Source organism: Streptomyces longispororuber (assembly GCF_014656095.1).
GTDB lineage: Bacteria > Actinomycetota > Actinomycetes > Streptomycetales > Streptomycetaceae > Streptomyces > Streptomyces longispororuber.
This window is the reverse complement of the sequence record NZ_BNBT01000251.1, coordinates 1-7,266: the sequence shown is the minus strand read 5'-3', so window position 1 is coordinate 7,266 and position 7,266 is coordinate 1. Positions and strand designations below refer to the sequence as shown.

Genomic DNA, 7,266 nt, shown 5'->3' with positions numbered 1-7,266 from the left:
CCGCCGGGCCGACTCCGGTGCGGCGCCCCGCCACGACCGCCGCGCGCCGCCGGGCCGACTCCGCCGCCCCGCCGCGCCCGGCCGCCGTGACCGCGCGCCCCGCCCTGCCGTAAACCGTTTGCCGCCCGCGATCAGGCCCCGGGACAATCGCCCGCATGGGACATCTGGAAGCCGCGCACCTCGAGTACTACCTGCCGGACGGGCGAGCGCTGCTCGGTGATGTCTCCTTCCGCGTCGCCGAGGGCACCTCGGCCGCCCTCGTGGGGCCGAACGGCGCCGGGAAGACCACCCTGCTGAAGCTGATCGCGGGCGAGCTGCGCCCGCACGGCGGCACGGTCACGGTCAGCGGCGGCCTCGGCGTCATGCCCCAGTTCGTGGGCTCCGTGCGGGACGGCTCGACGGTGCGCGACCTGCTCGTGTCCGTGGCGCACCCGCGCATCCGCGAGGCCGCGCGGGCCGTCGACGCCGCCGAGCACGCCCTCCTCACCGTCGACGACGAGGCCGCCCAGCTCGGGTACGCGCAGGCGCTTTCCGACTGGGCGGAGGCGCGCGGGTACGAGGCCGAGACCCTGTGGGACATCTGCACCACGGCCGCGCTCGGCGTGCCGTACGACAAGGCCCAGTGGCGCGAGGTGCGCACGCTCTCCGGCGGCGAGCAGAAGCGCCTGGTCCTGGAGGCCCTGCTGCGCGGCACGGACGAGGTGCTGCTCCTGGACGAGCCGGACAACTACCTGGACGTCCCCGGCAAGCGCTGGCTGGAGGAGCGCCTGAAGGAGACCCGCAAGACGGTCCTGTTCGTCAGCCACGACCGGGAGCTGCTCGCCCGCGCCGCCGACCGGATCGTCAGCGTGGAGCCCAGCCCCGGCGGCTCCGAGGTGTGGGTGCACGGCGGCGGCTTCGCCACCTACCACGAGGCGCGGCAGGAGCGCTTCGCCCGCTTCGAGGAGCTGCGCCGCCGCTGGGACGAGAAGCACGCCCAGCTCAAGAAGCTCGTCCTCGACATGCAGCAGTACGCCTCGCGCAGCGACGAGATGGCCTCGCGCTACCAGGCGGCGAGGACGCGCCTGCGCAAGTTCGAGGAGGCCGGACCGCCGCCCGAGCCGCCGCGCAAGCAGGACATCACGATGCGCCTGCACGGCGGCCGCACCGGCGTGCGCGCCGTCACCTGCCGGAACCTGGAGCTGACCGGCCTGATGCGCCCCTTCGACCTGGAGGTGTTCTACGGCGAACGCGTCGCCGTGCTCGGCTCGAACGGCTCCGGCAAGTCCCACTTCCTGCGCCTCCTCGCGGGCGACCCCGACCACCCGGTGGCGCACACGGGCGAGTGGAAGCTCGGCGCGCGCGTCGTGCCCGGCCACTTCGCGCAGACCCACGCCCACCCCGAGCTGGAGGGCCGCACCCTCCTCGACATCCTGTGGCGCGACCACGCCAAGGACCGGGGCGCCGCCATGTCCCGGCTGCGCCGCTACGAGCTGACCGGGCAGGCCGAGCAGCGCTTCGAGAGGCTCTCCGGCGGCCAGCAGGCCCGCTTCCAGATCCTGCTCCTGGAGCTCCAGGGCGCCACGGCCCTGCTGCTCGACGAGCCCACGGACAACCTCGACCTGGAGTCCGCCGAGGCGCTCCAGGAGGGCCTGGAGGCGTACGAGGGCACGGTGCTCGCGGTGACCCACGACCGCTGGTTCGCCCGGTCCTTCGACCGCTTCCTCGTCTTCGGCTCCGACAGCCGCGTGCGGGAGACCCCCGAGCCGGTCTGGGACGAGCGGCGGGTCGAGCGGGCACGGTAGCGTGATGCGCGGCGCGCCCGGACCCACCGCGGCCGCGCCGGGGGAGACACGGTGTCCGTCACGACGTCCTTCCGGACGAGCGACGTGGACGAGGCCAGGGACCTGATCTCGGCCACGTACTACAGCAATGCCATGGATGTCGCCGATGGCACGCGCCCCTTCGCCGCGCGGTTCGACATCGGCCGCCTCGGGGCGCTCACCATCGGCGACATGAGCTGCGGCACCGACGTGCGGATGCGCTTCGGCGAACTGGGCTCGTACCACGTCAACATCCTGCTCAGCGGCGAGGTGTCCTGGCGCCAGGGCCCGGCGGGGCCCACCACCGCCACCTCCGGCTGCGCGGCGGTCTACCAGCCGGTCGGCGACACCGTCCTGGACCGCTGGTCCGGCGACTGCCGGCTGCTCGCCGTGAAGCTCGACCGCGCCGCCCTCGAAGGGCGCCTGGAGCAGCTCCTCGGCAGGCCGGTGCGCGCCCCCGTGACCTTCGGGCCGGTCTTCGACACCACGCGCGGCGCGGGCCGCGGCTGGGCACGCCTGGTCCGCACCGTGGTGGAGGACCTGCGCGAGGACGGCGGCGCCCTGTCCCACCCCCTGACCGCCGAGCCGCTCCAGGAGGCCATCGTCAGCGGGCTGCTGCTCGCCGCCGAGCACCGCTACCGCGACCGGCTCACCGAGCCCGTCGGCAGGCTGCGGCCCGCCCCCGTCAAACGCGTGATGGACGCCGTCCAGGCCCGCCCCGAGCACCCCTTCACCACCGCGTCCCTCGCCGCCGAGGGCCGCGTCGGCGTGCGCCGGCTCCAGGAGGCCTTCCGCCACTACGTGGGCATGTCACCGATGGCGTACGTACGCGACGTACGGCTCGCGCGCGTCCACGAGGAGCTGCGCGCGGCGGGCCCGGGCGAGCGGGGCGTGAGCGAGGTCGCGGGCCGCTGGGGCTTCACCCACCTGGGCCGGTTCGCCGAGCAGTACCGGGCGCGGTACGGCGAACTGCCGTCCCAGACGCTGCGCGGCTGACGGGACGGGCGTGCCGGAAGGTGCGGCGTGTCGGCCGCGCGGGGGCGCGCCATCCGGACAGGGTGCGTTATCCGGACAGGCGGTGCGCGCAGCGGATCGTGGCGGACGGCGGCCCGCGCCTAGGGTGAACCGCTGTCGCCGGAGGGACCGGCCGCGTCGCGGGAGTTCCAGCACTCTCCCGGGCCGTGGGCCGTGGACGGAGCTCCGGCGCGCCCCCGGCCCGGCGGCTCGTTTGGAGCCGGGCCGGTCCCGGTCCGGCGGGCCCGGTCGTTCCCCCTGGCATTCCCCCGTATGCCGCGGGCCCGCCCCTCCGGCCCCCTCCCCGTGGTTCGGGCGGCGCATCCCGGCAAGACTCGTCACCGGACGGCCCGCCGCGGGCCGTCGCGGGCACCGCTGCGACCCACGGGAGACGGCATGAGCGAGACCACCGACCAGCGGCTCCTGGACCGGTACGGCCGGGCCCAGGAGCAGTTCGCCCGGCGGCTGCGCGCAGTCCGGCCGGACCAGTGGGACGCCCCCACCCCGTGTGCGGAGTGGACGGTCCGGGACCTCGTGCACCACCTCGTGGCCGAACAGCTCTGGGTGCCGCCGCTCGTCCGCGACGGCGCCACCGTCGAGTCCGTCGGCGACGCCTTCGACGGCGATCTGCTCGGCCCCGACCCCGTCGCCGCCTGGGACACCGCCGCCGCGGCGGCCGGCGCCGCGTTCCGCGCGCCGGGCGCCCTCGACCGCACCGTCCACCTCAGCTACGGCGAGACCCCCGCGCGCGCCTACTGCGCCCAGATGACGACCGACCTCGTGGTGCACACCTGGGATCTGGCGCGGGCGGTCGGCGCGGACGAGCGGCTCCCGGACGACCTCGTCGCCGCGGCCGCGCGTGAAGTCGCGCCCTACGCGGCCGACCTGGCCGCAAGTGACCTGTTCGCCCCGGCGGTCGAGCCACCGCCGGGGGCCGACGAGCAGACCAGGCTGCTCTGCCTCCTCGGCCGGGCCCCCTGACCCGGGCGGCGGTGCGGGCCCTCAGGGGAACAGGCCCCGGCCGCCGTCCGGCTCGGCGCGGCTGATGTCGGCGAGCGCGGACGCCGGGTCCTGCTCCACCGCGAGGTCGCCGAGGCTCACCATGCCGACCGGCCGGCCGTCCTCCACCACGGGCAGCCTGCGCACCGCGTGGTCGCGCATCAGGCCGACCGCCGCCGACACCTCGTCGTCGGGCCCCACCACCACCGGGTTCGGCGTGCACACGGCGTGCGCGCTGACCGTGAGCGGATCGGCCCCGTCGGCCACCGCCCGCACCGTGATGTCCCGGTCGGTGAGCACCCCCAGCACCTCGCCGTCCCGCGCCACGACGACGTCACCGATGTCCTGGGCCCGCATCAACTGCGCGGCCTCCACCAGCGAGGCGTCGGGGCTGACCGCGACGACGCCCGTGGTCATGACGTCCCTCACGTACTCGGCCATGTCTAGAGCCCTCCTGCGTCGGCTGTCCCTGTCACCCGCCGCTGTCGGTGTGACCCCCGCCGCAGTACCCCTGAGCGGCCCCGCCATGCCTCGGACCCCGCCCCGGCACCGGATCAGGACCGGGGCGGAGGTTTGCCGGGCAGGGCGGGGGAGACCCGGGCCGCGACCCCCCTCACACCAGAGCCTTCACCCGGAGGGGAGGAGCGGTCATGGCGGTTCTCGCCGTGTTCATCCCGGTGTTGCTGCTGGGCGTGGTCCTCGCGCTCGGCCGGTACGAGGAGTTGCTGCTGCCGCCCGCGGAGCTCGGGGACGACACCTTCGAGCCCTTCGCGGGGGACGGCGCGCGCCGCGCCCTGTGACGGACGCGGCCGGGCGGTGCCCGGGCCCCGCACCGGACGCCGCCCGTCGGTCCGCCGCCCCGCGCGGGTTCCCGGCCCGCCGCGGGCGCCCGCTCAGCCCCGCCCGTCGCCGCCCGGCAGGAACTCCTGCATCTTCGCCTTGAACCCCTGCTTCATCACCGACGCCCGGTCGGAGTCCCCCTTGAGGAGCGCCGCCGCCGTCGACTCCATCTGCTCCCAGGTGGCGTGCGGCGGGATCGGCGGGACCGCCGGGTCCGTGCGGAACTCCACCACCGCGGGGCCGTCCGCCTCCAGGCCCGCGCGCCAGCCCGCCACCACGTCCTCCGGCTTCTCCACCCGTACGCCGGTCAGCCCGATCGACCGCGCGAACTCCGCGTACGGCACGTCCGGCAGGGACTGCGAGGGCTCGAAGGACGGCGCGCCGCCCATCGCGCGCAGCTCCCACGTCACCTGGTTGAGGTCCTGGTTGTTCCAGACGCCGACGACCAGCCGCGGGTCGTCCCAGCGGTGCCGGTACTTCGCCGCGGTGATCAGCTCCGCCAGGCCGTTCATCTGCATCGCGCCGTCGCCGACGAGCGCGACGACGGGCCGGTTCGGGTGCGCGAACTTCGCGCCGATCGCGTACGGGACGGCGCAGCCCATCGTCGCGAGCGTGCCCGACAGGGAGGAGCGCATGTCCCCGCGCATCGTGAGGTGGCGCGCGTACCAGTTCGCCGTCGAGCCCGAGTCGGAGGTGATGATCGCGTCGGCGGGCAGCAGCGGGTCCAGGGCCCGCGCCACGTACTCCGGGTTGAGCGGGTCGGCGTCGAGCTGGGCGCGGCGGTCCAGCACGCCGCGCCACCGCTCGACGCCCGCGCACACCTCCGCGTGCCAGTCGCGCCCGGCCGCCGCCCGCTCGTCGGTGATCAGCGGGATCAGCTCCCGCAGCGTGGCCCGCGCGTCGCCGATCAGGTTCACCTCGTACGGGTAGCGCATGCCGATCATGTGCGGGTCGATGTCGATCTGCACGGCCCGGGCCTTGCCGAACTCCGGCAGGAACTGCGAGTACGGGAAGCTGGAGCCGATCGTCAGGAGCGTGTCGCAGTCCCGCATCAGCTCGTACGAGGGGCGCGTGCCGAGCAGCCCGATGGACCCGGTGACGTACGGCAGCTCGTCGCTCAGCGCGTCCTTGCCGAGCAGCGCCTTGGCGACACCCGCGCCGAGCCGCTCCGCGATCTGCTCCACCTCGGCGCGTGCACCCGCCGCGCCCTGGCCGATCAGGATCGCGGTCCGCGTCCCGGAGTTCAGCACCTCGGCGGCCCGCTCCAGCGCCGACGGCGAGGGCAGCGCCGTCCAGGCGCTGCGGTCCAGGCTGGACGGCACCATCTTGAACTCGTGCGCGGGCGGGCTGTAGTCGAGCTCCTGCACGTCGCCCGGGAGGATCACGGCGGTGGGGCAGCGGCGCGCGTAGGCGGTGCGGATGGCCCGGTCGAGGACGTTCGGGAGCTGCTCGGGCACCGTCACCGTCTCCACGAAGTCGGAGGCGACGTCCTTGAACAGCGTGTGCAGGTCGACCTCCTGCTGGTACGAGCCGCCCATCGCGGTGCGGTGCGTCTGGCCCACCAGGGCGAGCACCGGCACGTGGTCGAGCTTGGCGTCGTACAGGCCGTTGAGGAGGTGGATGGCGCCCGGCCCCGAGGTCGCCACGCAGACCCCGAGCCGCTTGCCGAACTTGGCGTAGCCGACGGCCTCGAACGCCGACATCTCCTCGTGCCGGGACTGGATGAAGCGCGGCTGGTCGTCGGCGCGGCCCCAGGCGGCGAGGAGGCCGTTGATGCCGTCGCCGGGATAGCCGAAGACGCACTCGACGTCCCAGGCCCGCAGCCGCTCCAGAATGTGGTCGGCGACCTTCGTGCTCATGTCGGTGTCCTCCTGGTACAGGCGCTGAGTCCGTCCTGCCCGGGTTTCCTCGGGTGCCGGAACGGAAACATCCGCCCGCTCGATGGGGGCGTTTGGGGGGTGGCGGCCAGGGCAGGCGGACTGCAGTGCTTCGGAACGGAGGCACGTCCGTGGGAGCGACACCGCTCGCACCGGGTGTGTTCTGTCGTGGCATGGACCCGCGCTCCCACGGTGACCGCCCACCCCAAGGCACCGGCAAGGGAGTTGTGACGCACCATGCGATCCGACGCAGCACGCCCCGAGGCAGCGACGACGCGTCCCGAGGAGGCCTCCGCGGGGACCGCGCGCCGTGAGCGCCCCAAGGACGCCCGCAACCTCCAGCGCGCCAAGACCGCGCAGGCCGTGAAGACCGTGAAGGCCGCGAAGCCCGGGAAGACATCGACCCGCACCTCCGGCAGGCGGACCGCAGCCCGGCCGGGGTCCGCCTCCCGCACCAGGTCCGGGCAGTGTGCCCCGGCCGCTTCCCGGACCCGGCCCGACACGCCCCGCGAGTCCGCCGCGCCCACCCGCTCCGCGCAGCCGTCCGGCGACACCGTCACCCGTGAGGCCCCCATGACCACCGCGCTCTCACCGACCCCCGTGGTCCCGGACGTCATCGAGGTCCCCACAGCGCCTGCCGCCGACGCCCCGGCGCCCGCCGCCCCGGGCCACACCGGCCCGGCCTCGGCCGACCTGGCCCCGGCAGACCCGGCCCCCGCGGCCCCCGCCGCCCC

6 protein-coding genes and 1 pseudogene are annotated in these 7,266 nt (G+C 75.1%); 5 read left to right on the top strand and 2 right to left on the bottom strand.

The annotated features are described in order from the left end of the window. The first annotated feature begins 155 nt into the window (after positions 1-155). From IE330_RS37240 to IE330_RS37230, 3 genes are all read left to right on the top strand, one after another. Complete coding sequence (locus IE330_RS37240) at positions 156-1,784, top strand: ABC-F family ATP-binding cassette domain-containing protein (RefSeq protein WP_190140616.1); 1,629 nt, start codon at positions 156-158, stop codon at positions 1,782-1,784. Between the two features lie 51 nt (positions 1,785-1,835). Continuing rightward, a complete protein-coding gene (locus IE330_RS37235; RefSeq protein ID WP_229926208.1) occupies positions 1,836-2,798 on the top strand; it encodes an AraC family transcriptional regulator in 963 nt (320 codons plus the stop codon). Between the two features lie 414 nt (positions 2,799-3,212). Continuing rightward, positions 3,213-3,797, top strand: a complete 585-nt coding sequence (locus tag IE330_RS37230) for a TIGR03086 family metal-binding protein (protein WP_190140615.1) — start codon at positions 3,213-3,215, stop codon at positions 3,795-3,797. Positions 3,798-3,818: 21 nt separating this feature from the next. Here IE330_RS37230 and IE330_RS37225 read toward each other — a convergent pair whose 3' ends face one another. Continuing rightward, positions 3,819-4,256, bottom strand: coding sequence for a CBS domain-containing protein (locus IE330_RS37225; protein ID WP_190140614.1), 438 nt, complete (start codon positions 4,254-4,256; stop codon positions 3,819-3,821). Between the two features lie 209 nt (positions 4,257-4,465). On the opposite strand from IE330_RS37225, the gene IE330_RS37220 reads away from it, so the two are divergent. Beyond that, positions 4,466-4,615, top strand: a complete 150-nt coding sequence (locus IE330_RS37220) for a hypothetical protein (protein ID WP_190140613.1) — start codon at positions 4,466-4,468, stop codon at positions 4,613-4,615. 93 nt (positions 4,616-4,708) lie between these two features. On the opposite strand, the gene IE330_RS37215 is transcribed toward IE330_RS37220, so the two are convergent. Beyond that, on the bottom strand, positions 4,709-6,514 hold the full coding sequence (locus tag IE330_RS37215; protein WP_190140612.1) for a thiamine pyrophosphate-requiring protein: 1,806 nt from the start codon (positions 6,512-6,514) through the stop codon (positions 4,709-4,711). A gap of 255 nt (positions 6,515-6,769) precedes the next feature. Here IE330_RS37215 and IE330_RS37210 point away from each other — a divergent pair. Continuing rightward, positions 6,770-7,266: pseudogene (locus IE330_RS37210) on the top strand (hypothetical protein); the annotation flags it as partial.

Bases quoted from the DNA above. Each gene is read 5' to 3' on its own strand.
- IE330_RS37230 (WP_190140615.1), top strand. From the start codon at position 3,213: ATGAGCGAGACCACCGACCAGCGGCTCCTGGACCGGTACGGCCGGGCC.
- IE330_RS37220 (WP_190140613.1), top strand. From the start codon at position 4,466: ATGGCGGTTCTCGCCGTGTTCATCCCGGTGTTGCTGCTGGGCGTGGTC.
- IE330_RS37240 (WP_190140616.1), top strand. From the start codon at position 156: ATGGGACATCTGGAAGCCGCGCACCTCGAGTACTACCTGCCGGACGGG.
- IE330_RS37215 (WP_190140612.1), bottom strand. From the start codon at position 6,514: ATGAGCACGAAGGTCGCCGACCACATTCTGGAGCGGCTGCGGGCCTGG.
- IE330_RS37225 (WP_190140614.1), bottom strand. From the start codon at position 4,256: ATGGCCGAGTACGTGAGGGACGTCATGACCACGGGCGTCGTCGCGGTC.